The following is a 24,073-nucleotide window of genomic DNA, read 5'->3' on the forward strand; positions in this document are numbered from 1 at the left end:
CGCCTCTCACCGGTTCGTTCGTTCAGGGATGGGCGGCGTGCAGGGGAATCTCCGGCCCTCGGCGTTGGCGCGCCGAGGGCCGTTGCTGTGTCTGGGCCCGTCGGTGGCTCACGAGGCCAGGCCCCATTCCTCCTGGCCGTCGATCAGGGTGCGCTCGTAGCGCAGCAGCTCGGCCTCGGGGTACAGCACCCGCTTGCCGACCTTGATGCCGCGTGGCCCCTTCTGGATATGGCGCCAGTAGCGGACAGTGCTCTCGGCCGTGCGGTAGCGCTCGGCGACCTCGGCGGTGGTCAGGTATCGCATGCATTCCCATTCGGCTAGGTATCGATTCGATCTGCATAAAGTTGTACCCCAGGATCGGCGGTTACCCAAATCGGGAAGCCCATGTTTCAATTGGGATAGCGACGGTGACGATGGAGGTTCGATGGCAGGCGACAGGCCCAAGGGCGGCGAGGTCCCGCTGCTCTACAGCGAAGGGAACGTGGCCGCGCGCGTGGCCCTGGAGCGCGAGGTCAGAGGGTGGAGCACGACCGAGCTGGCGGAGCGGGTGACCAGAGCCGGCATCAAGATGAACCAGACGGCGGTCTGGCGCATCGAGAACGGCACCCCCCGTCGGCGTATCAACCTCGACGAGGCACTCGCCTTCTCCCGCGTCTTCGAGCTTCCTCTTGAAGAGCTGATGTCCCCGCCCTTGGAGGGGCTCGACATCGACAGCCGGCGGCTCGTCCAAGAAGCCGTCGAGGCGTTCTACGAGGCTCGAGACGCGCGCGACCGTCTGCACCACGCCGTGGCCGCCATCGCCGACCACATCAAGGCCCATCCCGACAGCTCGCGGGCGATCCACGAGCAGTGCCTCCGCCTCATGGGCGACGAGCGGGACGCTCGCACCCTCAGCAGCGACATCGAGGACGGCGGCCACTACTGACAACCGACACGAAGGAGAGGCCACTTGGCCAACATCCAGAAGCGCCCCAACGGCAAATGGCGGGCCCGCTACCGCGACCTCGACGGCAAGGAGCACGCCCGCCACTTCGACCGCAAGATCGACGCCCAGCGGTGGATCGACGAGGTCACGGCCAGCCTGGTCACCGGTCAGTACGTCGACCCGCGGTCGGCAAAGAAGCCCTTCAAGGAGTACGCGGAGGAATGGCGGGCCATCCAGCCGCACCGGCCCTCCACGGCCAAGGCGGTAGCCCAGCACCTGCGCTGCTACGTCTACCCGGCCTGGGAGAAGCGGGCACTCGGCGCCATCAAGCCCGGCGACGTACAGAGCTGGGTCACCAGCCTGACCACCACACACGGGCTGGCCGCCAGCACCTCACGGACGGTCTTCAACACGGTCAACGCCGTCTTCCGGGCGGCCGTCCGTGACCGGATGATCCCTCACAACCCGTGTGCCGAGGCGAAACTGCCCTCGGTACCACGGAAGAAGATCGTGCCCCTGGCCGTCGAGCAGGTGCGGACGCTGTCCGAGGAGATACCCGCCCGATACAAGGGCCTCGTGCTGCTCGGCGCGGCCACCGGGCTCCGCCCCGGCGAGCTCTTCGGCCTGCAGCTTCGGCACGTGGACCTGCTGCACGCGACCGTCTCGGTCGAGCAGCAGATCCAGCAGACCGCCAAGCACGGCGTGTACGTCTGCCCGCCCAAGACCGCTCGCTCGCACCGCACGGTCCCACTCCCCCGCATAGCGGTGGATGCGATGAAGGCCCACCTGCGGGACTTCCCCGCCGATGGGCCCGAGAGCTGGATCTTCACGGCGCCGCAGGGCGGGCCCGTGGTCTACACGCACTTCATGGACGCCTCCTGGCGGCCCGCCTGTGCGAAGGCCGGCATACCGAAGGGCACCGGACCCCACGCCCTCCGGCACCACTACGCCAGCCTGCTGATCAAGCACGGCGAATCCGTGAAGACGGTCTCCGAGCGCCTCGGCCACACCAACGCGGCCATGACGCTGAACATCTACACCCACCTGTGGCCCGACTCCGAGGAGCGGACCCGGGCCGCCGTCGACAAGGCGTACGCGGACCAGTCCGCCGAGACCAAGCCACAGGTCGACGAAGCGGCGTAACCACTCCCCCCGCGTGCCGGACCCATCCAGCACGCTGCGGACTCCGTGCGGACCGCAAAGGCCGCCCAACCCGCTCCGCCGCAGGTCAGACGGCCTTTCGCCGGACGTATTAGACGTTGAAGCGGAACTCCACCACGTCCCCGTCCTGCATCACGTACTCCTTGCCCTCCATGCGGGCCTTGCCCGCTGCGCGGGCTTCGGTGACCGAGCCGGTTTCGATCAGGTCCTCGAAGGAGATGATCTCCGCCTTGATGAAGCCCTTCTGGAAGTCGGTGTGGATGACACCGGCCGCCTCGGGGGCCGTGGCGCCCTTCTTGATGGTCCAGGCGCGGGTTTCCTTGGGGCCTGCCGTGAGGTACGTCTGGAGGCCCAGGGTGTCGAAGCCGACGCGGCCGAGGGTGGCGAGGCCGGGTTCTTCCTGGCCCATGGCCTGGAGGAGTTCCAGGGCCTCGTCGTCGTCCAGCTCGATCAGCTCGGACTCGATCTTGGCGTTCAGGAAGATCGCCTCGGCGGGGGCGACCAGGGCGCGCTGTTCGTTCTTGAAGTCCTCGTCCACCAGCTCGTCCTCGTCCACGTTGAACACGTAGATGAAGGGCTTGGTGGTGAGGAGGTGGAGCTCGTGGAGGAGGCGGCCCTTCTCCGTGGAGGCGGTGATGCCCGCGTGGAAGAGGGTGTCGCCGGCTTCGAGGATCTTCTGCGCCTCCTCGACCGCCGCGAGCACCGCGACCTTCTCCTTCTGGAGGCGGGACTCCTTCTGGAGGCGCGGGACCGCCTTCTCGACCGACTGGAGATCCGCGAGGATCAGCTCCGTGTTGATCGTCTCGATGTCGTCCTTGGGCGAGACCTTGCCGTCGACGTGGACGACGTTCTCGTCCTTGAACGCGCGGATGACCTGGCAGATCGCGTCCGACTCGCGGATGTTCGCGAGGAACTTGTTGCCCAGGCCCTCGCCCTCGCTCGCGCCGCGTACGATCCCCGCGATGTCCACGAAGTCCACCGTCGCCGGCAGGATCTTCTGCGAGCCGAAGATCTTCGCCAGGGCGTCCAGACGGTGGTCCGGGACACCGACCACACCGACGTTCGGCTCGATCGTGGCGAACGGGTAGTTGGCCGCCAGCACGTCGTTCTTGGTCAGGGCGTTGAACAGGGTCGACTTGCCGACATTCGGCAGTCCGACGATTCCGATACTAGTACTCATGCCACAAACGTCCGCTCAGGATCAAGAAGGGTGGGGTCGGGCCGCGACGGCAGCCCGGGCGTGCCATCGTCCACGTGCGCGTATCACGGTACAGGGACCGGGGCGAGGAGATCTCCTCGGTCAGAACCAGTGCAGGCAGTGCGGGGAGAGGTCGCTCGCGAACAGCGCGTCCGCACGGGCGGCGGCTGCCGGGTCGTGCGCCCGGATGTGTCCGGCCCGTACGAGCGTGCTCGGGCGGGTGCCGCCGAGGTAGACCGAGCCCAGGTCCCGTACGTCCAGCGACAGGTCGGGCCGCCGGTCCGTGGCCACGCACTCCGCCCTGCCGTCGCGGACGGTCAGCAGGTAGCGGCCGTGCTCGCCCAGGAACGGGTCGTCCACGTCCAGCACGAGCTCGCCGTCCGTGAACCAGCCGCGCGCCGTCAGCGCACGCGGTACGTCGAGCAGGCGCACCCAGAGCCAGTCGGTGTGGCCGCCGACCTCGCCGGCCCGGATGTCCGCGAGCTGCCACCGCAGCGGGTGCTCCGGCGGGACGTGGCGGAACACGACCTGGGAGACCAGGTCGTGCCCGAGGGCGTACCGGGCCAGGGCGGTGAAGGCCGCGTCGCCGACGGCGATGGTCTCGTCCACCGTCAGGGTGCCGGACTCGGTCGAGTAGCCGGCGTACCCGTCCGCGACGCCGTCCGCGTCCCGGTGGACGGCCACGTAGCGGGGTGCCCGGGAGACCGGCGGCTGGCCCGCGCCCAGGTCCCACCAGCGGTGCGGCCGGGACAGCGCGCCGGGCTGCGCGCGGCGGTACCGGTCGTAGACCGCTTCGAGGATCTCGCCGCAGTCGGCCCGGGGCAGGACCTCCACGGAACCGGTGTCCTCGGCCGCGCCATCCCGCCGCTCCGCCGGCTCCGCCCTGTGCCGCGGCACCGTCAGGCGCGCCGTCAACGTCGCGGGGCCGTACCCGTACCGGCCGTAGATCCGCGCCTCCGAGGCCAGCAGCACCGACAGGAACTCGCCCCGCTCCCGTACCTCGGCGAGCTGGTGGCGCATCATCGCGCTGAGCACGCCGCGCCGCCGGTGCGAGGGCAGGACGCCGACGGCGGTCACCCCGGCGGCCGGGACGAGCGTCCCGCCGGGCAGGGTGAGCTCGAAGGAGTACGCGGCGGCGGTCCCCACGGGCTTTCCGTCCGGTGCCACGGCAAGCAGTCCCCGGTCCATCTCCAGTGCCGACCACCAGCGTCCGCCGTCCGCGACCGGCGTCTCCGGGAACTGCCCGAAGGCCGTGTGGACGGTCGCGACGAAGACCTCGAAGTCCTCGTCGGTCGTGGGACGGATCTCCATCACTGCCGTTTCTCCTCGGGTTCGGAAAGGGGCCCAGCGTACGGGCGGCGCCGCGCCCGGCGCACCGGATTACTCGTGGGCGGAGCGCAGGGTCACGGCCCCGCGGAAGCCCCCCGGCGCCATCCTCGACATCGCGTCCAGCGACGCGTCCGGCACCGGCAGCAGGTGGGCGTCGACCCAGGTGTCGCCGGTCGCGCCGTTGGCCCACGGGTCATCGATCACCACGGCACCGGGCACGACGCCGTGGCAGAGGACCCAGTGCGGCACCTCGAACCCCTGCATCGCGGCGAGCGAGAGCAGCAGGAGTACGTGGTCCTGCCGGCCGATCGCCTCCCGGACCGCGCTCAGGGGGAAGTGGTCCGGGTCGACCGGGACGCCGACGCGCTCGGCCTCCGTACGGGACACCCGCTGGAGCAGCGCGCGCCACTCCTGGTCGCCCGGGTCGAGGTGGTCGAGCATGACCGGTCGGTCCGTGTCGAGGTGGACCGTCACCCCGTACGACGGCCGTGCGCGGCGCAGGGCGACGCCGAGGCCGACGGGCTCGCAGGCCATGAAGTTGGTCGCGTCCCGCCACAGCGCCAGCTCCGCACCGCGGTCCAGCGCCTCCCGGGGCAGGACGCCCGCGTGCACCTGCGCGACGAGGGCGGTGACGGCGCCGCAGCTGAAGTGGGTGGTCTGCCCGTAGTACGGAGGCGCGGTCACCGCGTCGTCGTCGAGCCAGCGGACGTAACCGGTGGCCGGCCCGTTCGCGCCCTCCGACTGCGAGAGCGGCGGCTCCAGGGCGGTGAAGCCGGCGGCGGCGGCCTGCTCCGGTGCGGCCGTCCACCCCTCCCACTTCAGCTGGACGAGCCCCCGCTCGCGCGCGTGGGCGGCGACGGCCCCGATGACGGCCGGTACGTCGCCGACGGCATCCACGATCTTCAGATACGCCGTGTCCGGGCGGGCGGTCACGAGCGCGGCGCCCGTCCACTCCTCGCCGTCACCGGGGACGGCCACGAGGTGCGGGGCGTGGGCGGAGCGGTCGACCGCGCCCCAGCGCTCCGCCACCTCCAGGGGCAGAGCCGGTGCGGGGCCGGGCTCGTACGGCACGACGATGCTGTTCACGGACGGCACGGGCCCTTCTTGCGGTGGCAACGGTGGGGACTGCGGGGTCGGCATTCGAGTGCTCCAGAGAGGGTCACGCGCGGGACCGCTTCAGCACCCACACGAAGTACGGCGCCCCGACCAGCGCGATCATCAGCCCCGCCGGCACCTGGGAAGGGGCCGCGACGGTGCGGCCCAGCGCGTCCGCCACGCACACCAGCACCCCGCCGAGCAGCATCGCGACCGGGATCGTCCGGGCCTGCCGCGCGCCCACCAGGGAACGGGCGAGGTGCGGGGCGACGAGCCCCACGAAGCCGACGACGCCGATGGCGATCACGCTGAGCGCGGCGAGCACCGCGGCGATCGCCAGGGCCGCGAAGCGGGTGCGTTCCACCCTGACGCCGACGATGCGCGGGGTGTCCTCGTCCACGGCGAGCAGGTCGAGCCGCTCGCGCATGGACAGCAGTACGGGAAGGGCGAGGGCCAGGGCCACGGCGACCGGGACGGTGTCGGAGAACGTCCGGCCGTAGGTCGTGCCGGAGAGCCAGGTGAAGATGCGGGGCGTGTTGTACGGGTCGGCGCGCAGCAGCAGGAACGTGGTCACGGCGCTGAGTCCGTACCCCACACCGATGCCGATCAGGACGAACCGGTCGGGCAGGAAGCCGCCGCGCCAGGCCAGCAGGGCGATCACCGCGAAGGTGGCGAGCCCGGCCGCGACGGCGACCGCGACGAGCACCGTCCGTCCGCCGCCGAGCCCCGAGGTGACGACGCCCGCGGCGCCGAGACCGGCACCCGCCGTGATGCCGAGGATCCCCGGCTCCGCGAGCGGGTTGCGTACGGTGCCCTGCACCACGCATCCGGCGAGTCCGAGCGCCATGCCGGCGAGGACCGCCGCGGTGACCCGGGGAACCCGGTCGTCCAGGGCGGCACCGATCAGGTCGGGGGCGGTGCCCTGGATCCAGAGCGCGATGTCCCCGGTCTTCAGCCAGAGGCTCCCCGCGAGGGTGCCGACGAGGGCGGCCACGACCAGCAGGACCGCAGCGCCGGTCACGACGAGGAGGTAGGCGCGCCGGGACCGTGCGGCGACCCGGGCCCGTGGCGGCTGCTGGATGCGGCCCGTGTCGCGCAGCCGCAGCGCGAGGACCACGATCACGACGGAGCCGAGCAGCGCGGTGGGCACCCCGGTGGGGATGGAGGCCGCCCCGTCCGCCCCCTGCACCGCGCGCAGGACCGCGTCCGCGAGCAGGATGAGCAGCGCGCCGAGCAGGCCGGCCGCGGGGATCAGGAGCAGGTGGCGGCGCAGCGCGCGGACCCGCCCGGCGAGCAGGCGGGCCAGGACGGGGGCGCCGAGGCCGACGAACGCCATCGGGCCCGCGAGGGTGACCGAGGTGCTGGTCAGGAGGACCGCGCAGAGCACGGCGAACACCCGGGTGCTGCGGATCGGGACGCCGAGGGTGGCCGCGGTGTCGTCGCCCAGGTTCATCACGTCGAGCCGCCGGGAAAGGGCGAGGGCGGCGCAGAGCACCAGGACGACGAGGGGGATGGCGCGCAGCGACGCGTCGATGTCGAGCTGCGAGAGCGAGCCGCTGCCCCAGGCGTAGAGGCCGGTGGTGTTCTGCTTGAACAGGATGAGGAGCATCCCGGTCGCGGAGTCCAGGGCCATCGCCATCGCCGATCCGGCGAGGATGAGGCGGGTGCCCGAGGTGCCCGCCGCCCGGCCCGCGAGGAGCAGGACGAGCGCCGCCGCGGCCAGGCCGCCGGCGAAGGCGACGACGCCCGAGGCCCACAGCGGTACGGAGAGGCCGAAGGCGGCGACGAGCGAGACGGCGAAGTAGGACCCGGCCGAGACCGCGAGGGTGTCGGGCGAGGCCAGCGCGTTGTGCGTGACGGACTGGAGCAGCGTGCCGGCGCAGCCCAGGGCGAAGCCCACCGCGACGCCCGCGAAGAGGCGCGGCAGCCGGGAGCCGGTGAGGATCTCGCCGACCGGCGCACCGTCGGCGCTGTCCCGTACCCCGGCCAGGTGGCGCACCAGGTCGCCGACGCCGACGCCCGAGGTGCCCTGGGTCAGGTGCCACAGGCCCACCAGGACGGTCGCGGCGAGGAGGACCGCCAGGACGGCCGCCCCGGCGGGAGCGCCACCGCGTTCCTTGAGTGGACGCGTGGGCGCTCTCTCAGCAGGTGGCGCTGTGCGTACGGTGCTCACTGCTTGTCGAGTACGTCGACGTAGGCGTCGATCGCCTGCTCGTTGGAGCGGGGGCCGCCGGCGCCCCAGACCCGGGCCGGGAAGGCGTGGGCGCGGTTTTCCTTGACGGCCGGGAGCTTCTTCCAGATCGGGTTCTTCCGGAGCGCGGCGACGTAACCGCCGGCGCCCTCGTCGTTGGCGTAGAAGAGGTTGGCGTCGCCCACCGCGACGAGGCCCTCGACGTCGGTCTGCGCGAGGCCGTAGGCGGGGTCGACGCCTCCGTCGCCGTGCTCCTTGTTGACGCTGCTGGTCCACGCGGGCTTCAGGCCGAGCTCCTTGCCCAGCTCGGTGAAGAGGGCACCGTCGCTGTAGGGGCGGACGGTGAGGTTGTTGCCCTCCAGCCAGCCGTCGAAGAACACGAAGTCCTTCGTCGGCAGGTCGGCGTCGGTGACCTGCTGCTTCGCCTTTGCGAGGTGGGCGTCGAACTCCTTGAGCACCTGGTCGGCGCGCTCGGTGCGTCCGGTGGCCTCGCCGATCATGCTGAAGACCTGGCGCATGTTCCCGATCGGGTCCTTCGGGTTCGCGCCGCGCGTGGCCAGTACGGGGACGCCCCGCTTCTCCAGCTTCTTGATCATCTCGTCCTTGGCGTCGAACGCCTCCACGACGATGAGATCGGGCTCGGCCGCGTACAGGGTGTCGAGGTCGGGCTCCTCGCGGGTGCCGATGTCGGTCACCCCGCCGGGCAGCTTCTCCGCGCTGACCCAGGTGCTGTAGCCCTTCGCGTCGGAGACGGCGGCGGGGGTGACGCACAGGGTCAGCGCGTCCTCGACCTGCTGCCACTCCAGGACCGCGATGCGCTGGGCGGGCTTGTCGAGCTTCACCTGCCGGCCGACGCCGTCCGTGAGGGAGACGGGACCGGTCGACGTGGTGGTGGTGTCGTCGGCGCAGCTCTTCGACGCGGGGGCGGCCTTGGCGCTGCTCTTGGCCGTGACGTCGTCGGCGTCGGTCGTACCGCAGGACGCGAGGGCGAACAGGGCGAGCCCGGTCGTGGCTGCGGCCGTCAGGCGGCTGGCGCGGTTCATGGAGGGTCCTCTTTCTCAAATTTTCGAACGTTGCGTCGGAGCGCCGCACGGCTGCTCCGGAAGGGGTGGCGGCCTCGTCAGGTGAGGTGGCGCCCGAGGGGGTCGATGCGCAGCCGGCCGGTACGCGGGTCGAGGGCGACGTCGACGCGGATGTCGTAGACCAGGCCGATGTTCTCGGCGGTGAGCACGTCGGCGGGTGCGCCCGCCGCGTGGATGCGGCCGGCGTGCATGAGGACCAGCGTGTCGGCGACCCGGGACGCCTGGTCGAGGTCGTGGAGCACGATGCCGACGGCGAGGCCGTGCCGCTCCACGAGGTCCCGCACCAGGTCGAGCGTCTCGAACTGGTAGCGCAGGTCCAGGTGGTTGGTCGGTTCGTCCAGCAGCACGACGCCGGTGTCCTGGGCGAGGCAGGCCGCGAGCCAGACGCGCTGCATCTCGCCGCCGGAGAGCTCCCCGACCTGCCGGTCCGCCATGTCCCGTACGCCGGTGACGCCCATCGCGCGGTCGACGGCGGCACCGTCCTCGGGGGTCGGTCCGGCGAAGCCGCGCCGGTAGGGGTGGCGCCCAAAGGCCACGACCTCGGCGACCGTCAGCCCCTGGGGGGCGGGCCGCGACTGGGAGAACAGGGTGACCTCGCGGGCGAAGCCGCGCGGGCTGAGCAGGGCCGCGTCGCGCTCGGCCGCCCCGTCGGGGGCGCCGAGGGTGACCCTGCCGCCGTCCACCTGGTGGAGCCGGGAGAGCGCGCGCAGCAGCGTGGACTTGCCGCTGCCGTTCGGCCCCACGAGGGCGGTCGCGCGGCCGGGCTCCAGGGTGACCGAGACGCCGTGGACGACCGGCTCGCCGCCGTAGCGCAGCACCAGGTCGCGCCCGTGGAGCGCGGACGCCGGCGCGGCGGGGCCGTCCGGGAGTCTGCCGGCACGGCGGAAGGGGCTTGTGAACATGAGGAGGTCCGGGTGGTCGGAGGGGCGCGGTGTGGGGCACCCCCCGCCCGGCCTCCACGGGCCGGGCCGCACGCTCTGCCGTACGCGGGCAGCACCGCATACGGGCGTACGCGGGCAGCGCCGTGCACGGCGAGCAACAACTAAGGGTTACCTAACTCGAAGAAGACTATATTCCGCTTGTCAGGCAGACAATCCGGCGTTCTCGCCACCCGATACGGGATTCCGGACATCCCCGGAGGCCGCCACCGCCCCGTGGAACGCGCCGGGCGTGGTCCCCATGACGCGCCGGAAGGCGGCGATGAAGGAGCTGGGCTGCGCGTAGCCGAGGCGCTCGGAGACGGACATCACATCGAATCCGTCGGACAGGAGCATCAACGCCCGGTGCACCCGCAGCATCTGCCGCCACTGTGCGAAGGAGAGCCCGGTCGACCGGCGGAACGCGCGGGTGATCGTGCGGTCGCTGGTCCCCAGCCAACGCGCCCACTCCTCCAGCGAACGGCCGTCGGCGGGGTCGTCCAGCAGGGCTTCGGCGATGGCGTCGATCCGGGGGTCGCCGGGCAGCCGCAGCGCCAGTTCGTGCTCCGAGGGCTCGATCACGTCGAAGACGACGGCCTCAGCCCGCAGCCGGGCGGCCTCGGCGAGGTCCGTGCGCGACAGGTGGGTCAGCAGCGAGACGAGCAGCGGGGTCATCGCGATCGCCTGCGGCTCCCCGTAGGCGAAGGGCGTGCGGTCGGGGGCGAAGAAGGCGCTGTGGAAGCGCGCGCCCTCCGTCGCCCGCCCCGCGTGCACCACCCCGGCGGGCATCCAAAGCCCGTGCCCCTCGAACACGGTGAAGACCCGGTCGCCCACCCGGGACGTCAACGTCCCGCCGCGCACCCAGACGAGCTCGTGCAGCCGGTGCGCGTGCTGCGCCCACTCCGTGGGGGCGGGGACGATCCGGAACTCGGCGACGACGGCGCCGGAGTCCGTCGCCCGCTCGGGAAGCGCCCCGGCCCGGCGCACGACTGTGCCCGCCTCGCGGCGCCAGAGCCCGGGGCTCACCTCACCACGGGACGACGACCGGACCATACGAGCGAGTCTAAGCGGAGGGTACCTATCGGTTCCCGTTGCGCCGTGTGGCATCGAACTCATCGCCAAGGTCGGCCAAAGCGCGTGTCCCGCACCTGATTCCGGCCTCCCGGCGACCTACGTTGTCCCGGTGGAGCAGCACAGGACACGTCCCCCGCAGCGCAGGCAGACCCCGTTGTCCCCGCTGGGGGCTGACCGGGGAGCCCGGAAGGCCGACGGCACGGGGGCCCTCGGTTACCGGGTGATGAGCGCGCCCGCCGGGCGGCCGGTCCCACCCGCCGTGGGCGCCCTGCGCCGGCTGCCCAATCCCCGGCTCACCGGGATCGGCGCCGGGCTCTTCGCGGCCGCCGCGATGTTCCTGATCGGGTGCCTGGACTGGCTGCTGTTCGACGAGTCGCCGGCCGTGTTCGGCGTGCTGTTCCTGCCGGTCAGCGCGCTCACCGCGCTCTGGGTGCGGCCGGCGGACCTGGTGACCGCGCCCATCAGCGTGCCCATCGCCTTCGCGTTCGGCATCGCCCCCATCGCCGGCGGCGGCGGAGGGCTCGGCGGCCGGACCATGGCCGTCGTCACCGCGCTCGCCGTGCACGCCGGCTGGCTGTACGGCGGCACCCTCGTCGCGGGCCTCATCACCTCCGTACGCAAGGTGCGGCTGATGCGGGCCCGGCAGCGGCGGCTGACGCAGGCCGCGCACACCGCCCGGCCGGCCGCCGTCACCGCCCCGCCGGCACCGGCGGGCCGCGCGGCGGGACGGGCGCCCCGCCGGCCCTCGCAGCGCTGAGCCGGCGGGCCTCGCGCCGAGCCCGCCCTCCTCGCGCCGAGCCGTCAGTCCGAAGCGGCCGCCTTCGCGGCCATCGCCGCGCCCACGATCCCCGCGTTGTTCTGGAGCTCCGCCGGGATCATCTCCGCCCGTACGTGCTCGATCAGAGGCAGGAATTTGTCGGCTTTACGGCTGATTCCGCCGCCGATGATGAACAGTTCGGGCGAGAACAGCATCTCCACATGGGCCAGGTACTTCTGGACCCGGCGGGCCCAGTGGTGCCAGCCCAGGTCCTCGTCCTCCTTGGCCTTCGTGGAGGCGTGCTTCTCCGCGTCGTGGCCGTTGAGCTCCAGGTGGCCGAGCTCCGTGTTGGGGACGAGCTTGCCGTCGATGAAGAGCGCGCTGCCGATCCCCGTACCGAAGGTCAGCATGATCACCGTGCCCTTGCGGCCCCGGCCCGCGCCGAACGTCATCTCGGCGATACCCGCCGCGTCCGCGTCGTTGAGCACGGTGACCGGGAGGCCCAGCTTGTCGCCGAGCAGGGTACGGGCGTCCTGGTCGATCCAGCCCTTGTCGACGTTGGCGGCGGTGCGGGTGAGGCCGCCCGTGACGACACCCGGGAAGGTGATCCCCACCGGGCCCTTCCAGTCGAAGTGGCCGACGACCTCGGCCACGCACCCGGCGACGTCCTTGGGCGTCGCCGGGTGCGGTGTCAGTACTTTGTGGCGCTCCTGCGCCAGGTCTCCGCGGTCCAGGTCCACGGGAGCGCCCTTGATCCCGGATCCGCCGATGTCCACGCCGAAGATCTCCATGTGATCCACGGTACGGGCAGCGGCGCGCGCTCACTCCCGGAACGGCACCCGCAGGCCCCGGCTACTCGCCCTTCAGGGCCGCCGCCTCCGCGCGCAGGTCGCGGCGCAGTTCCTTCGGCAGCGAGAAGACGATCGACTCCTCGGCGGCCTTCACGATCTCGACGTCCTCGAAACCCCGCTCGGCCAGCCACGCCAACACGCCGTCGACCAGCACCTCGGGCACGGAGGCACCGGAGGTGACGCCGACCGTGGAGACACCGTCCAGCCACGCCTCCTCGATCTCGTCGGCACCGTCGACCAGGTGGGAGGCGCCCGCGCCCGCGCCGAGGGCGACCTCGACCAGGCGGACCGAGTTGGAGGAGTTCTTCGAGCCGACGACGATCACCAGGTCGGCGTCGGCGCCCATCTGCTTCACGGCGATCTGACGGTTCTGCGTGGCGTAGCAGATGTCGTCGCTGGGCGGCGAGATCAGCAGCGGGAACTTCTCCTTGAGCGCGCCGACCGTCTCCATCGTCTCGTCCACGGAGAGGGTGGTCTGGGAGAGCCAGACGACCTTCGACGGGTCGCGCACCTCGACGTTCTCGACGTCCTCGGGGCCGTCGACCAGGGTGATGTGCTCGGGGGCCTCGCCGGAGGTGCCGATGACCTCCTCGTGGCCCTCGTGGCCGATGAGGAGGATGTCGAAGTCGTCCTGCGCGAAGCGGACGGCCTCCTTGTGGACCTTGGTGACGAGCGGGCAGGTCGCGTCGATCGTGGCGAGCTTCCGCTCGGCCGCCTCCTGGTGCACGGTCGGGGCGACGCCGTGCGCGGAGAACATCACGATCGAGCCCTCGGGGACCTCCGCCGTCTCCTCGACGAAGATCGCGCCCTTCTTCTCCAGGGTCTGCACGACGTACTTGTTGTGCACGATCTCGTGGCGCACGTAGACCGGGGAGCCGTACTGCTCCAGGGCCTTCTCCACGGCGATCACGGCACGGTCCACGCCCGCGCAGTAGCCACGGGGAGCGGCGAGGAGGACGCGTCGGGGGGTCGTAGCAGTCATGCGTCCCATCGTAAGGCCGTATCGGACGGGCGCGGGGGGCAGCAGGTCGGGAGACTGATCTTGACTCGACCAACGGAGGGCTCATGGCCGACAGCGGTACGGAATCCGGCGGCGAAGGCTCCACGGAGACGGCGCGCCTGCGGCGGACCCTCGGCTTCCGGGACCTGGTGGTCTACGGGCTGCTCTTCATCGCCCCCATGGCCCCCGTCGGCGTGTTCGGGACGCTGGACGCGAGGTCGGACGGGGCGGTCGCGCTGGTGTACGTCGCCGCGACCGTCGTGATGGCGTTCACCGCGTTCAGTTACGCGCAGATGGTGCGGGTCGCGCCGATGGCCGGGTCGGTGTTCGCGTACGCCCGCAAGGGGCTCGGCGAGGGTCCGGGGTTCATCGCCGGGTGGATGGCGATGCTGGACTACCTGCTGATCCCGGCCGTGGCGTACCTCTTTTCGGGGATCGCGATGAACTCGCTGGTTCCCGGTGTCTCGCGGTGGGTATGGACGGCGCTCGCGGTGGTCCTGACGACGCTGCTCAACCTGTGGGGTGTGCGAGCCGCCGCCCGGGTCGGTTTCGCGGTGCTGGCGATGGAGATCGTGGTGCTGCTGGTGTTCGTGGTGTCCGCCGTGGTGGTGCTCGTACGGGACGGGGCGCAGCGCGGCTGGCTGTCGCCGCTCACCGGGGATTCCGGGTTCTCCATGACGGCGGTGCTGGGCGCGGTGTCCGTGGCGGTGCTCTCGTATCTCGGGTTCGACGCCATCGCCTCGTTCGCGGAGGAGGTGACGGGCGGCTCGGCGCAGGTGGCGCGGGCGGTGCTGTTCTGCCTGGTGCTCGCGGGGACGCTGTTCGTGGCGCAGGCGTATCTGGCGGCTCTGCTGGAGCCGATGACCTCGGCGGAGCTGACCGTCGATCCGGGGGCGCAGGGTTCGGCGTTCTACGACACGGTGGACGCCGCGGTGGGGACCTGGCTGCACGATCTGGTGGCGGTGAGCAAGGCGATCGGGGCGGCGTTCGCGGCGCTGGCGGGGCAGGCGGCGGCGGGGCGGCTGCTGTTCGCGATGGCCCGGGAGCGGCGGCTGCCGGGGCTGCTGTCGAAGGTCGATCCGCGCTCGGGGGTGCCCCGGGTGGCGATCCTGCTGGCGGCCGTCGTGACCCTGGTGGCGGCGGTGTGGGCGGCGCGGCGCGACGACGGGCTCGACCATCTGGTCTCGGTCGTGGACATCGGCGCGCTGACGGCGTTCGTGCTGCTGCACGCGTCGGTGGTCGGCTGGTTCGTGGTGCGGCGGAGGGAGGGCGAGCCGAGCTGGTGGCGCCATCTGGTGGTGCCGGTGGTGGGGGCCGGGGTACTGGTCGCGGTGATCGTGGAGGCGACGGGGAGCGCGCAGGTGGTGGGCGGCTGCTGGCTGGTCGTGGGTCTTGTGGTGGTCCTGGCGCAGCGGGGGCGGCGGGGCGTGGCCCCGTAAGGCGTGACGGGCCCGGTTGTCGGTCCCGGCCGTTACGCTCGCTCGCATGGCTCTGAACACTTCCCCGGAAGCGCCGCTGCCCGTCGGTGATGTGTCGCGGCTGATCGGCGGCTGGATCGACCGGCTCGGCGCGGTCTGGGTCGAGGGCCAGATCACGCAGCTGTCCCGGCGGCCCGGTGCCGGGGTGGTGTTCCTGACGCTGCGCGACCCGTCGCACGACATCTCGGTGAGCGTGACGTGCTTCCGGCAGGTCTTCGACCGGATCGCCGACGTCGTCTCGGAGGGCGCGCGGGTCGTCGTCCTCGCCAAGCCGGAGTGGTACGCGCCCCGGGGGCAGCTGTCGCTGCGGGCGACGGAGATACGGCCGGTGGGCATCGGCGAGCTGCTGGTGCGCCTCGAACAGCTGAAGAAGTCCCTGGCCTCCGAGGGTCTTTTCGCCCTGGACCGGAAGAAGCCGCTGCCCTTCCTGCCGCAGCTGATCGGCCTGGTCTGCGGCCGGGCCTCGGCGGCCGAGCGCGATGTCCTGGAGAACGCCCGCCGCCGGTGGCCCGCCGTCCGCTTCGAGGTCCGCAACACCGCCGTGCAGGGGGTGCACGCGGTCAACCAGGTGGTGCGGGCGGTCAAGGAGCTGGACGGCATCCCGGACGTGGACGTGATCGTCGTGGCGCGCGGCGGCGGCAGCGTGGAGGACCTGCTGCCGTTCTCGGACGAGGAGCTGATCCGTACGGTCGCGGCCTGCCGTACGCCGGTGGTCTCGGCGATCGGGCACGAACCGGACTCCCCGCTGCTCGACCTCGTCGCGGACGTCCGGGCGTCGACGCCGACGGACGCGGCGAAGAAGGTCGTGCCCGACGTGGGCGAGGAGCTGGACCGGGTGCGGCAGCTGCGGGACCGGGCCCTGCGGACGGTCCAGGCGCTGCTCGACCGGGAGGAGCGGGGCCTGGCCCACGCACTGGGGCGGCCCTGCATGGAGCACCCGCAGCGGATGGTGGACGAGCGTGAGGCGGACGTCGACGCGCTGGCCGGGCGCGCCCGCCGGGTGCTGGGCCATCTGCTGGACCGGGCCGATTCGGAGCTCTCCCACACCAGGGCCCGAGTCCTCGCGCTGTCGCCCGCCGCGACCCTGGAGCGCGGTTACGCGGTGCTCCAGCGCGCCGACGGGCATGTGGTGCGGGAGCCCGCGGAGGCGGGGGCGGCCGGGGAGCCGCTGCGGGCCCGGGTGTCGGGGGGCGAGTTCGCGGTGCGGGTCGCGGAGTAGGGGCGGGTCCGAAGCTCCAAGGGGCAGGGATCGGCGTGGAGGCCGGACACATGACGACGCATAGGGTGGAAGACATGACGGACGACGGGACGGCGGCCGCCGCAGCGACGAGCCCGCTGGGCTACGAGCAGGCGCGCGACGAGCTGATCGAGGTGGTGCGCCGGCTGGAGGCGGGCGGGACCTCGCTGGAGGACTCCCTCGCGCTCTGGGAACGCGGCGAGGAGCTGGCGAAGGTGTGCCGGCACTGGCTGGAGGGCGCCCGTGCCCGGCTGGACGCCGCGCTCGCGGGCCCGGCGCCGGAGGACGAGGCGTAACGCATTATTCCGGCTCCGTGGCGTGAGTCTCCCCACTCGCCATTTAGTTGAACGTTAACGCACTTCCGCCGTACCGTGATCGTCGTGGCCGGTTCCTCCGTGTCCGTGGCCCGATCCCCCCGTGTTCGTCCGGAAGGTAATACCCACGATGTCCCTCGTTCTTGACCCCGCCGCCCAGGACCTCCTCTTCCGCGAGGCCCGCACCGCCAACACGTTCACCGACGAGCCGGTGACGGACGAGCAGGTCCAGGCCATCTACGACCTGGTCAAGTACGGCCCGACCGCCTTCAACCAGTCGCCGCTGCGCGTCGTGCTGGTGCGCTCCGACGACGCCCGCGCGCGTCTCGTCCAGCACATGGCCGAGGGCAACCAGCCCAAGACCTCGACCGCGCCGCTGGTCGCGATCCTGGCCGCGGACAACGAGTTCCACGAGGAGCTGCCGGCCCTGCTGCCGCACTTCCCGCAGGCCAAGGACATGTTCTTCTCGGAGCGCCCGGTCCGCGAGTCCGCCGCCTCGCTGAACGCCGCCCTGCAGGCCGCGTACTTCATCATCGGCGTCCGCGCCGCCGGCCTGGCCGCCGGCCCGATGACCGGTTACGACGCCGCGGGCATCGAGAAGGAGTTCCTGGACGGCGACCACAACGTCCTGATGGTCGTCAACATCGGCAAGCCGGGCGAGGACGCCTGGTTCCCGCGCTCGCCGCGCCTGGCGTTCGACGAGGTCATCAAGACCGTCTGAGCCACGGCCGCCCGAGCCACGGCCGCCTCCGGACGGCTGAACACGGGGAAGGCCCCGGAGCACTCGCTCCGGGGCCTTCCCCGTTTCCGTACGCCGTACGGCGGTCAGGACGTCTTCAGCGCCGCCGCCATCTCCGCCAGCCGCTCCGCCGGGGCCGAGCCGGTCACCACGGTCGTGGCGCCCTTCTCCTCGCGCACCAGCGCGTCGTACTTCGGGCCCTCCCAGCGCTGCCAGGTCTCCCCGGCGACCTCCTGGGTGCGCCCGGTGTCCTTGGCCTCCTGGCTCACCTGCGTGATGTAGGAGTTCGCCGGGGCCGTGGACTGCTCCACCGCGACGTACTTGCCGTCCGGGTCGAGGAAGCCCAGGTGCCAGCTGTTGCCCTTGTCCCGTTCGTACGTGACCGAGGTGGGCTTCCAGCCCGCGGGCAGGCCGTCGGGGGCCGCCACCGGGTACGGCGCGGCGCGCCGCGCGGTCAGGAGCTCGACGCGGTAGTCGACCGCCTTGACCGGATCGGCCTTGTCGTCGTGCGGGATGAAGATGTAGACGACACCCGCCACGGCGGCGATCGCCAACAGCGACAGGATCATGTCCCGGACGGTCTGCTTGCCTTGCTTGCTTGCCACGCCCCCATCGTCGCATCAGCCTCCGTGCGCCCGGACCGGGGGCCACCCCGCTCAAACGTGACCCGGTCTGCTCATTTTATCGGCCTGGCGATAGAGTCAGATCACCCTCATCCGGTCGTCGCCGTACAGAAAGGTGCGCTCCGATGTCCGAGCATCATCTGCCGTCCCAACTGGAGGTCTCCCCGGAGGCCCCCGACCGCAACCTCGCCCTTGAGCTGGTCCGGGTCACCGAGGCCGCCGCCATGGCCGCCGGGCGCTGGGTCGGCCGCGGGGACAAGATCGGGGCCGACGGCGCCGCCGTGAACGCCATGCGGACCCTGGTCTCCACCGTCTCCATGAACGGCGTCGTCGTCATCGGTGAGGGCGAGAAGGACGAGGCGCCCATGCTGTTCAACGGCGAGCACGTCGGCGACGGCACCGGGCCCGAGGTGGACATCGCCGTCGACCCGATCGACGGCACGACCCTCAACGCCAAGGGCATGCCGAACGCGATCGCCGTCCTGGCCGCCGCGGACCGGGGCGCGATGTTCGACCCGTCCGCCGTCTTCTACATGGACAAGCTGGTCACCGGCCCGGAGGCGGCCGACTTCGTGGACATCAACGCCCCGGTCTCGGCGAACATCCGCCGCGTCGCCCGGGCGAAGAACTCCACGCCCGAGGACGTCACCGTCGTCATCCTGGACCGCCCGCGCCACGACGGCATCGTCAAGGAGATCCGGGAGACCGGCGCCCGCATCAAGTTCATCTCCGACGGCGACGTGGCCGGCTCGATCATGGCCGCCCGCGAGGGCACCGGCGTGGACCTGCTCATGGGCATCGGCGGCACGCCCGAGGGCATCATCTCGGCCTGCGCCATAAAGTGCCTCGGCGGTGTCATCCAGGGCAAGCTCTGGCCGAAGGACGAGGCCGAGCGACGGCGCGCCCTGGACGCCGGGCACGACCTGGACCGCGTGCTGTCCACGGACGACCTGGTCAGCGGGGACAACGTGTTCTTCGTGGCGACCGGGATCACCGACGGCGAGCTGATGCGCGGGGTGCGCTACCGCTCGGAGACGGCGACCACGGAGTCCATCGTCATGCGGTCCAAGTCCGGCACCATCCGGACGATCAGCTCCACCCACCGGCTGTCGAAGCTGCGGGCGTACAGCGCCGTCGACTTCGACCGCGCGAAGTAGCACCCGCGCACCCGCCCGAAGAGGCGCCCCCATGTGCGGTGGGGGCGCCTCTTCGTACGTACGGATACGGGACCGGCGGCCCGGTCAGCCCGCGGCCTTCAGCTCCACGTCCCGCCGCCGGCGGCGGGCCAGCGCGACGCGGCGTTCGGCGGCCGTGAGGCCGCCCCACACGCCGTACGGCTCGGGCTGCACCAGGGCGTGCTCGCGGCACTCCACCCTCACGGGACAGCGCGCGCAGACGCGCTTCGCGGAGTCCTCGCGCGAGAGGCGGGCGGCAGTCGGCTCCTTCGACGGGGCGAAGAACAGCCCGGCCTCGTCCCGGCGGCACACCGCCTCCGAATGCCAGGGGCCTGCCTGGTCCTCCCGAGCGGGGACCCGCTGCGGGGGAACGGCGGCGACCTGCAGGGGCTGATGCGGCAGTTGCAGCACGGTCCACTCCTGACGACGGCTTCGCGAGCGAGAGACGATGCAGCAGTCCCTACCCGCTGTGCGTGCGCCTATGCACTGAGTGGTACTCAGGTCCGTACCGCGCAATTGCGGTCGAGTCGCTTTTCGGCCGGATGAAACGGCTCAGTGGCCGAGGTGTTTACGCAGCCGGTCCTGGAGATCCGCGATGAACTTGCCGCGTTTCGGCTTCGCCTCGACGCTGCCGAACACCGAAAATCCGTTGACGACGACCACCGGCGCCTCGGGGTCGGCGGATTCCAGCGTGCGGACTTCGAAACTGCCGAAAATGCCCATCCCGCTGCCGCGCATCGAGATGTTCTCGGGGACCCGGATCTCCACGCTGCCGAAGACGGAGGTCGCGTTGATGACGGTGAGACGCTGTCCGAAAAGCGCCTCCGTCAGGTCGATTTCCACACTGCCGAAGAGCGAGAACGCGTTCGTGCGGGCGCCCACCCGCCAGCGGCCCCTGCGGGTCGAGCTGCTGAAGATCGCCACCAGATTGTCGGCGGGACCGGCGGTCGCCTCGGGGCCGTACCCGTACGGCGTGCCGGTGGCGGCCCTGGGCGCACCGCCCGTCGCCGGCAGGTCCCGTACGAGCGGTTCGAGCTCGCCGACGGTCTTGGCGCGGTAGACGGAGTCGATCCGCTCCGCGTGCTCCTCGGCGGTCAGCCGCCCCTCGGCCAGCGCCTCGCGCAGGATGTCCGCGATCCGGTCGCGGTCCGCGTCGGAGGCACGGATGGCGTCGGTGTCCGCCGGTGCGGTGGGCTGCTGGGGCTGCTTCTCGAGGTCCACCGCCCCAGCGTACCGAAACGCGATAGATCGCGACAGGGGCGGGGGCGCGGCGAGTCCGATGCCGCGCCGGGTGGTGAGCCCTACCTCACAAGCGCGCCGGTCCCGGCGCGTCCTACCCTGGTGGGTGCGCTGTCCAAGGGTGGCCAGCCGCTGTCTGCCGAGTGAGGAATGGCCGTAATGCCAGAGTTTGCGTACTCCGATCTGCTCCCCCTGGGAGAGGACACCACGCCGTACCGTCTGGTCACCGCCGAGGGTGTGTCCACCTTCGAGGCCGACGGGCGTACGTTCCTCAAGGTCGAGCCGGAGGCGCTGCGCACCCTGGCCGCCGAGGCCATGCACGACATCTCGCACTACCTGCGGCCCGCGCACCTGACGCAGCTGCGGCGGATCGTGGACGACCCGGAAGCCTCGTCCAACGACAAGTTCGTCGCGCTCGACCTGCTGAAGAACGCGAACATCGCCGCCGCGGGTGTCCTGCCGATGTGCCAGGACACCGGCACCGCGATCGTCATGGGCAAGCGCGGCCAGAACGTGCTGACCGAGGGCGGTGACGAGGAGGCCCTGTCGCACGGCATCTTCGACGCGTACACCAAGCTCAACCTGCGCTACTCGCAGATGGCCCCGCTGAACATGTGGGAGGAGAAGAACACCGGCTCCAACCTTCCCGCGCAGATCGAGCTGTACGCCACCGACGGCGGCGCGTACAAGTTCCTCTTCATGGCCAAGGGCGGCGGCTCGGCCAACAAGTCGTTCCTCTTCCAGGAGACGAAGGCCGTCCTCAACGAGGCGTCCATGATGAAGTTCCTGGAGCAGAAGATCCGTTCGCTGGGTACCGCGGCCTGCCCGCCGTACCACCTGGCGATCGTCGTCGGCGGTACGTCCGCCGAGTTCGCGCTGAAGACCGCGAAGTACGCCTCCGCGCACTACCTGGACGAGCTGCCCGCCGAGGGCTCCCCCACCGGGCACGGCTTCCGTGACAAGGAGCTGGAGGAGAAGGTCTTCGAGCTGACGCAGAAGATCGGCATCGGGGCGCAGTTCGGCGGCAAGTACTTCTGCCACGACGTCCGCGTGGTGCGCCTGCCCCGGCACGGCGCCTCGCTGCCCGTCGCCATCGCCGTCTCCTGCTCGGCGGACCGCCAGGCCACCGCGAAGATCACCGCCGAGGGCGTCTTCCTGGAGCAGCTGGAGAAGGACCCGGCCCGCTTCCTGCCGGACACCACCGACGAGCACCTCGACACCGAGGGCGACGTCGTCCGCATCGACCTGAACCGGCCGATGGACGAGATCCTCGCGGAGCTGACCAAGTACCCGGTCAAGACCCGGCTCTCGCTGACCGGTCCGCTGGTCGTGGCGCGCGACATCGCGCACGCCAAGATCAAGGAGCGCCTGGACGCGGGCGAGGAGATGCCGCAGTACCTGAAGGACCACCCGGTGTACTACGCGGGTCCGGCGAAGACCCCCGAGGGGTACGCCTCCGGTTCCTTCGGCCCGACGACGGCCGGCCGCATGGACAGCTACGTCGCGCAGTTCCAGGCGGCGGGCGGCTCCAAGGTGATGCTGGCCAAGGGCAACCGCTCCCAGCAGGTCACCGACGCGTGCGGCGAGCACGGCGGCTTCTACCTCGGCTCGATCGGCGGCCCGGCGGCCCGGCTCGCGCAGGACTGCATCAAGAAGGTCGAGGTGGTCGAGTACGAGGAGCTGGGCATGGAGGCGGTCTGGCGGATCGAGGTGGAGGACTTCCCCGCGTTCGTCGTCGTGGACGACAAGGGCAACGACTTCTTCACCGAGCCCGCCCCGGCGCCCACCTTCACCAGCATCCCGGTGCGCGGCCCGGGCCTGGGCTGAGCCCCGCGCCGCCGGAGGGGCGTGCCCTTCCGGCGGCGGCCGGCCGTCGAGCAGCCCCGAGGTGACGACCGGGGTGCGCGGCGGAGGGCGGGGAACAGGTTTCGCCGTAGCAAGACCTTGCGGGTCGCTGATCTGCGGGGCTTCCTGAGCCAGGAACCCCCCGCGTCAGCTGGGGGAGGGTTCAAGAACATCCAGATCACCGGTTTCGGCTTCGGGCACAGGCGGGAAGGGCCCCGGGCGGCCGGCGCTCCGCGCGGTGAGCGTTCCTTCCGTTTCCTGGTGGCCGGGTACGCGGTCTCTTCGTACGGCACGTTCCTCAATATGGTGGCGCTCAACCTCTTCGTCTACGAGACGACGGGGCGGGCGCTCGCGATGGGGCTGTTCATGGCCCTGCGGCTGGCCGCCGGATTCCTCGCGGGGCTGATCGCGGGCGGGCTGCTCGCGCGCTGCACGGCGAAGAGCGTGATGCTGTGGACGAATATCGCGCAGGGCGCCGTGATGGTCCCGCTGATTGTCGCGCCGGACGGCTGGCGCACGCCCGCGCTGTTCGCCGTCTCCGTGGTCGTCGGGGCCTGCGGGACGCTGTTCATGGTGGCCCTGCGCAGCTCCGTGCCGGAGATGGTGGGCGAGGAGCGGCGGTCCTGGGCGAACTCGTTGTCGGTGACCGGGCGTTCGCTGGCGATGGTGGCGGGCTTCGCCTCGGCGGGTGTGGTCGTGTCGCTGGTGGGGTACACCGCCGCGTTCGTGGTGGACCTGTGCACCTTCGCCGTCTGCGCGCTGACGGTGGCGCTGCTGCCGGTCGCGGGCGGCGGGAAGGGGCGCGCCGAGGCAGCGCCCGCGAAGGAGGACGGGCCTCGGCGGCGGCGCCCGGTCGCGGTCGCCGCGCTGGCCGCGGTGCCGGGGCTCGGGCTGATGGTCGGGCTGCGCGGGGTGGACGCGCTCGGCTCCTCATCGCACAACGCGGCGCTGCCCGTGCACTCCGCCGCGCTGGACGACGCGCACCCCGCGCTGTTCGTCAGCGCGTTCTGGTGCCTGTGGGCGGTCGGCAACATCGTGGCGCAGCAGGTGATCCAGCGGTACGGGCGCCGCACCGGCCGGTCCGTGGGCGCGGCGGGCTTCGGCTACGGCACCTGCGTGATGTCGGCGGCGTTCATCCTGGCGTTCGCCGGGTTCCCGGCGGCGGCCACGGCCGTGATCGCGCTGGTGGCGGGGGCGGCGGACGGCCTGACCGAGGTGTCGTACACCTCGCACCTCCAGACCCTGCCGGCCGGGCCCCGGGCGCACGCCTTCGGGCTGTCGGCGACCGTGGAGAACCTGGGCTTCGGGGCCGGGATGATCGCCGTGGCGGCGGCCCTGGAGCACTTCAGCCCGCTCGCGGTCGTCGGCTGGTCGCACGGCGCGGCCCTCGCCGTCGCGGTGGTGTTCCTGGTGCGCATCGCGGGAACGCGACGGGCACGGGCGGCCGCGTCGGCGCCATGACGGGCGGCGGCACCCGGCCGCACGCGGGGCCTCTACACCTACATCGAAAATCAGCCAATCTCGCGCGAGCGCCGCGACGCCCGCGCCACGGCGCCGGCCGGACCCGCGGGGACCCGGCACGGACCGGAGCGGGGCCCCGGGCGCCCGTCCGGCCTCCACGGCGCCCCGCGGCGCACCGCAGCTTTCGCGCACCGGGCCGCCCGCCGGGCTTGCGGGGCACCACACGAATGCGGTGGGTTGTCCGGCGTTGCCGGAGAACTCCGCACCGCCGGGCGGCCGGCCCGGTGCCACCGTCGGACGCGGGCCGCCCCCACGGGCCCGCCGCCGTCCTCGCCCCCTGCCGACCCCGTCCGAACCCCGGGCGGCAGCGCCACCCTCACCG

General features: G+C 71.9%; 23 protein-coding genes. 10 read left to right on the forward strand and 13 right to left on the reverse strand.

Features of this window, described 5'->3' with window-relative positions; translation table 11 throughout:
* Positions 1–108: 108 nt before the first annotated feature.
* A complete protein-coding gene (locus OG867_RS10205; protein ID WP_123974439.1) occupies positions 109–303 on the reverse strand; it encodes an AlpA family transcriptional regulator in 195 nt (64 codons plus the stop codon).
* A 121-nt stretch (positions 304–424) separates the two neighbouring features.
* Here OG867_RS10205 and OG867_RS10210 point away from each other — a divergent pair, with 121 nt between their 5' ends.
* Together OG867_RS10210 and OG867_RS10215 are read left to right on the forward strand one after the other, a co-directional pair.
* Positions 425–925: a helix-turn-helix transcriptional regulator gene (locus tag OG867_RS10210; protein ID WP_406284428.1), complete on the forward strand. Its 501-nt coding sequence runs from the start codon at positions 425–427 to the stop codon at positions 923–925.
* A 24-nt stretch (positions 926–949) separates the two neighbouring features.
* Positions 950–2,068 carry a tyrosine-type recombinase/integrase gene (locus tag OG867_RS10215; protein WP_406284430.1) on the forward strand — a complete coding sequence of 373 codons (1,119 nt, stop codon included), beginning with the start codon at positions 950–952 and terminating at the stop codon, positions 2,066–2,068.
* A 109-nt stretch (positions 2,069–2,177) separates the two neighbouring features.
* Here the strand turns inward: OG867_RS10215 and ychF are convergent, their stop codons facing one another.
* The 7 genes from ychF to OG867_RS10250 form a co-directional block, all read right to left on the reverse strand.
* A complete protein-coding gene (gene ychF, locus OG867_RS10220) occupies positions 2,178–3,266 on the reverse strand; it encodes a redox-regulated ATPase YchF (RefSeq protein ID WP_328902079.1) in 1,089 nt (362 codons plus the stop codon).
* A gap of 120 nt (positions 3,267–3,386) precedes the next feature.
* The gene (locus tag OG867_RS10225; RefSeq protein WP_406284432.1) at positions 3,387–4,595 is read right to left on the reverse strand and encodes a GNAT family N-acetyltransferase; all 1,209 of its coding nucleotides are present in this window, start codon (positions 4,593–4,595) and stop codon (positions 3,387–3,389) included.
* 69 nt (positions 4,596–4,664) lie between these two features.
* Positions 4,665–5,753 (reverse strand): peptidase C39 family protein, encoded by a 1,089-nt coding sequence (locus OG867_RS10230; RefSeq protein WP_406284434.1) that lies wholly within the window; start codon positions 5,751–5,753, stop codon positions 4,665–4,667.
* Positions 5,754–5,772: 19 nt separating this feature from the next.
* The gene (locus tag OG867_RS10235) at positions 5,773–7,881 is read right to left on the reverse strand and encodes an iron ABC transporter permease (RefSeq protein WP_406284436.1); all 2,109 of its coding nucleotides are present in this window, start codon (positions 7,879–7,881) and stop codon (positions 5,773–5,775) included.
* Positions 7,878–8,942, reverse strand: a complete 1,065-nt coding sequence (locus tag OG867_RS10240) for an ABC transporter substrate-binding protein (RefSeq protein ID WP_406284438.1) — start codon at positions 8,940–8,942, stop codon at positions 7,878–7,880. The genes OG867_RS10235 and OG867_RS10240 overlap by 4 nt, the downstream gene beginning before the upstream one ends.
* A gap of 77 nt (positions 8,943–9,019) precedes the next feature.
* Positions 9,020–9,883, reverse strand: coding sequence for an ABC transporter ATP-binding protein (locus tag OG867_RS10245; RefSeq protein WP_406284440.1), 864 nt, complete (start codon positions 9,881–9,883; stop codon positions 9,020–9,022).
* Positions 9,884–10,063: 180 nt separating this feature from the next.
* Positions 10,064–10,951, reverse strand: coding sequence for a helix-turn-helix domain-containing protein (locus tag OG867_RS10250; RefSeq protein WP_406284442.1), 888 nt, complete (start codon positions 10,949–10,951; stop codon positions 10,064–10,066).
* A gap of 244 nt (positions 10,952–11,195) precedes the next feature.
* Between OG867_RS10250 and OG867_RS10255 the strand changes: the two genes are divergently transcribed.
* Complete coding sequence (locus tag OG867_RS10255) at positions 11,196–11,729, forward strand: DUF6542 domain-containing protein (RefSeq protein WP_406290879.1); 534 nt, start codon at positions 11,196–11,198, stop codon at positions 11,727–11,729.
* A gap of 44 nt (positions 11,730–11,773) precedes the next feature.
* On the opposite strand, the gene ppgK is transcribed toward OG867_RS10255, so the two are convergent.
* Both ppgK and OG867_RS10265 read right to left on the reverse strand, forming a co-directional pair.
* Complete coding sequence (gene ppgK / locus OG867_RS10260; protein ID WP_328902076.1) at positions 11,774–12,520, reverse strand: polyphosphate--glucose phosphotransferase; 747 nt, start codon at positions 12,518–12,520, stop codon at positions 11,774–11,776.
* Between the two features lie 61 nt (positions 12,521–12,581).
* Entirely contained in the window at positions 12,582–13,571 is a 990-nt protein-coding gene (locus OG867_RS10265; protein WP_328902075.1) for a 4-hydroxy-3-methylbut-2-enyl diphosphate reductase, read from the reverse strand.
* Positions 13,572–13,645: 74 nt separating this feature from the next.
* Between OG867_RS10265 and OG867_RS10270 the strand changes: the two genes are divergently transcribed.
* The 4 genes from OG867_RS10270 (at position 13,646) to OG867_RS10285 (ending at position 17,330) form a co-directional block, all read left to right on the forward strand.
* On the forward strand, positions 13,646–15,019 hold the full coding sequence (locus OG867_RS10270) for an APC family permease (RefSeq protein ID WP_406284444.1): 1,374 nt from the start codon (positions 13,646–13,648) through the stop codon (positions 15,017–15,019).
* A 46-nt stretch (positions 15,020–15,065) separates the two neighbouring features.
* Complete coding sequence (gene xseA, locus OG867_RS10275) at positions 15,066–16,277, forward strand: exodeoxyribonuclease VII large subunit (protein ID WP_328902073.1); 1,212 nt, start codon at positions 15,066–15,068, stop codon at positions 16,275–16,277.
* A gap of 74 nt (positions 16,278–16,351) precedes the next feature.
* On the forward strand, positions 16,352–16,591 hold the full coding sequence (locus OG867_RS10280) for an exodeoxyribonuclease VII small subunit (RefSeq protein ID WP_328902072.1): 240 nt from the start codon (positions 16,352–16,354) through the stop codon (positions 16,589–16,591).
* A 148-nt stretch (positions 16,592–16,739) separates the two neighbouring features.
* Positions 16,740–17,330 carry a malonic semialdehyde reductase gene (locus OG867_RS10285; RefSeq protein WP_406284447.1) on the forward strand — a complete coding sequence of 197 codons (591 nt, stop codon included), beginning with the start codon at positions 16,740–16,742 and terminating at the stop codon, positions 17,328–17,330.
* Positions 17,331–17,434: 104 nt separating this feature from the next.
* Here OG867_RS10285 and OG867_RS10290 read toward each other — a convergent pair whose 3' ends face one another.
* Positions 17,435–17,953 (reverse strand): DUF4245 domain-containing protein, encoded by a 519-nt coding sequence (locus OG867_RS10290; RefSeq protein ID WP_406284449.1) that lies wholly within the window; start codon positions 17,951–17,953, stop codon positions 17,435–17,437.
* Between the two features lie 143 nt (positions 17,954–18,096).
* Between OG867_RS10290 and glpX the strand changes: the two genes are divergently transcribed.
* Positions 18,097–19,128: a class II fructose-bisphosphatase gene (gene glpX, locus OG867_RS10295; RefSeq protein ID WP_406284451.1), complete on the forward strand. Its 1,032-nt coding sequence runs from the start codon at positions 18,097–18,099 to the stop codon at positions 19,126–19,128.
* An 84-nt stretch (positions 19,129–19,212) separates the two neighbouring features.
* Here glpX and OG867_RS10300 read toward each other — a convergent pair whose 3' ends face one another.
* Both OG867_RS10300 and OG867_RS10305 read right to left on the reverse strand, forming a co-directional pair.
* Positions 19,213–19,557 (reverse strand): WhiB family transcriptional regulator, encoded by a 345-nt coding sequence (locus OG867_RS10300; protein ID WP_328902068.1) that lies wholly within the window; start codon positions 19,555–19,557, stop codon positions 19,213–19,215.
* Positions 19,558–19,698: 141 nt separating this feature from the next.
* A complete protein-coding gene (locus OG867_RS10305) occupies positions 19,699–20,367 on the reverse strand; it encodes a DUF1707 domain-containing protein (RefSeq protein WP_406284454.1) in 669 nt (222 codons plus the stop codon).
* A gap of 177 nt (positions 20,368–20,544) precedes the next feature.
* On the opposite strand from OG867_RS10305, the gene OG867_RS10310 reads away from it, so the two are divergent.
* Positions 20,545–22,212 carry a fumarate hydratase gene (locus OG867_RS10310; protein ID WP_328902066.1) on the forward strand — a complete coding sequence of 556 codons (1,668 nt, stop codon included), beginning with the start codon at positions 20,545–20,547 and terminating at the stop codon, positions 22,210–22,212.
* A 279-nt stretch (positions 22,213–22,491) separates the two neighbouring features.
* On the forward strand, positions 22,492–23,691 hold the full coding sequence (locus OG867_RS10315; protein ID WP_406284457.1) for an MFS transporter: 1,200 nt from the start codon (positions 22,492–22,494) through the stop codon (positions 23,689–23,691).
* Positions 23,692–24,073 lie beyond the last annotated feature (382 nt).

This window comes from Streptomyces sp. NBC_00209, from assembly GCF_045206345.1.
Classification (GTDB): Bacteria; Actinomycetota; Actinomycetes; order Streptomycetales; family Streptomycetaceae; genus Streptomyces.

Coding starts and splice junctions, on each gene's coding strand:
- xseA (WP_328902073.1), top strand. CDS start 15,066: ATGGCTCTGAACACTTCCCCGGAAGCGCCGCTGCCCGTCGGTGATGTG.
- OG867_RS10285 (WP_406284447.1), top strand. CDS start 16,740: ATGTCCCTCGTTCTTGACCCCGCCGCCCAGGACCTCCTCTTCCGCGAG.
- OG867_RS10310 (WP_328902066.1), top strand. CDS start 20,545: ATGCCAGAGTTTGCGTACTCCGATCTGCTCCCCCTGGGAGAGGACACC.
- OG867_RS10230 (WP_406284434.1), bottom strand. CDS start 5,753: ATGCCGACCCCGCAGTCCCCACCGTTGCCACCGCAAGAAGGGCCCGTG.
- OG867_RS10245 (WP_406284440.1), bottom strand. CDS start 9,883: ATGTTCACAAGCCCCTTCCGCCGTGCCGGCAGACTCCCGGACGGCCCC.
- ppgK (WP_328902076.1), bottom strand. CDS start 12,520: ATGGAGATCTTCGGCGTGGACATCGGCGGATCCGGGATCAAGGGCGCT.
- OG867_RS10270 (WP_406284444.1), top strand. CDS start 13,646: ATGGCCGACAGCGGTACGGAATCCGGCGGCGAAGGCTCCACGGAGACG.
- ychF (WP_328902079.1), bottom strand. CDS start 3,266: ATGAGTACTAGTATCGGAATCGTCGGACTGCCGAATGTCGGCAAGTCG.
- OG867_RS10280 (WP_328902072.1), top strand. CDS start 16,352: ATGACGGACGACGGGACGGCGGCCGCCGCAGCGACGAGCCCGCTGGGC.
- OG867_RS10240 (WP_406284438.1), bottom strand. CDS start 8,942: ATGAACCGCGCCAGCCGCCTGACGGCCGCAGCCACGACCGGGCTCGCC.
- OG867_RS10250 (WP_406284442.1), bottom strand. CDS start 10,951: ATGGTCCGGTCGTCGTCCCGTGGTGAGGTGAGCCCCGGGCTCTGGCGC.
- OG867_RS10210 (WP_406284428.1), top strand. CDS start 425: ATGGCAGGCGACAGGCCCAAGGGCGGCGAGGTCCCGCTGCTCTACAGC.
- OG867_RS10255 (WP_406290879.1), top strand. CDS start 11,196: ATGAGCGCGCCCGCCGGGCGGCCGGTCCCACCCGCCGTGGGCGCCCTG.
- OG867_RS10225 (WP_406284432.1), bottom strand. CDS start 4,595: ATGGAGATCCGTCCCACGACCGACGAGGACTTCGAGGTCTTCGTCGCG.
- OG867_RS10205 (WP_123974439.1), bottom strand. CDS start 303: ATGCGATACCTGACCACCGCCGAGGTCGCCGAGCGCTACCGCACGGCC.
- glpX (WP_406284451.1), top strand. CDS start 18,097: ATGTCCGAGCATCATCTGCCGTCCCAACTGGAGGTCTCCCCGGAGGCC.
- OG867_RS10265 (WP_328902075.1), bottom strand. CDS start 13,571: ATGGGACGCATGACTGCTACGACCCCCCGACGCGTCCTCCTCGCCGCT.